Below are 1,204 nucleotides of genomic sequence, written 5' to 3' on the forward strand. Positions count from 1 at the left end.
CCCGCGCCCAATCGCCGAGCGGCGCCGCGCGGGCGGCGGCCCGGAAGGCCAGCACGGCGATCACGGGAATCGCCAGCAGCCACCAGGGGCGTAGGAGCGCGTAGGCGTCGAAGAGGGTCATCGCCGAACGCTCCCTCGGTGGAGAGGGCCCCCCTCTCCCCGCAGGCGGGGAGAGGCCCGCAGGCACCTCGTCGTGCCTGCGGGAAGCGCAGGCGAAGCCGAAGCGGCGGTGAGGGGGCGTTGCCGAAGGCGGGCGTCCGGAAGCACCCCTTCACCTTCGGCTGCCGCCTCGCCGCGCCGACGACGAGGTCGGCACGGCCCTCTCCCCGCAGGCGGGGAGAGGGGATGCGCGGTATTGGTCGCGCCGAAGTCTCGCGCCCGCTCGAAGAGACTAGAACGAAGACGCTTCATCCCCGCCTCCGGGAGGCCAGCAGCAGCCCGGCGCAGGCGAAGGCCAGCGCCGCGGGCCAGGGCCAGAGGTCGTGGCGCAGAGGCACCGGGGGGGCCTTGGCACGGCCCCCCTCCAGGGTGTCGATGGCGTCGGCGACCGCGACGAGGTCGTCGGTGGTCTTCACCCGGAAGGCCTTGCCGCCGGTGATCTCGGCCATCTCCCGGAGCGTCTCGGTGTCGACCACGTCCTGCTCGCCGTCGGCGTCGGCCATGTCGCGGGGACCGAGCGCGATCGTGTAGACCTTGATCCCGAGCTCCTTCGCCAGCGCCGCCACGTCCTTCGGCGTGGTTTGGCCGGCGTTGTTGGCGCCGTCGGAGAGCAGGATCACCGCCTTCGAGGACGCGACCGGTTGCCCCTCGCCGCCGGAATCCTTCGGGTCGAGCCGGCGCAGCGCCAGCCCGAGGCCGTCGCCGATGCCGGTGGAACGGCCGACGAGGCCGATGGTCGCATCCTCCAGGGCCCGCGCCACGCTCGCCGTGTCGAAGGTGAGCCCGGCGGCCACGAAAGCCTGGTCGGCGAAGATCACCAGGCCGATGCGGTCGCCGGCCCGGCGGCGGATGAAGTCGGCGCCGACGCGCTTGACCGCGACGAGTCGGTTCACGGTCTCGCCGTCGAGGGAGAAGTCGCGTCGCTCCATCGAGCCGGACAGGTCCATGGCGAGCATGATCTCGCGGCCCGAGGCCGGCAGCGCCGTCGCCGGCAGGACGAGGCGCGGACCGGCGAGCGCCACGACGAGCGCCGCCCACAGGGTCC

Annotated in this window: 1 protein-coding gene; it reads right to left on the minus strand. The window is 73.7% G+C overall.

Annotated features, from left to right (window positions below):
* Positions 1–407 precede the first annotated feature (407 nt).
* Positions 408–1,204, minus strand: a 797-nt coding sequence (locus tag FV222_RS26675; protein WP_147816143.1) for a VWA domain-containing protein, incomplete at its 5' end; no start/stop codon positions are given.

The organism is Methylobacterium sp. WL103, from assembly GCF_008039885.1.
GTDB lineage: Bacteria > Pseudomonadota > Alphaproteobacteria > Rhizobiales > Beijerinckiaceae > Methylobacterium > Methylobacterium cerastii.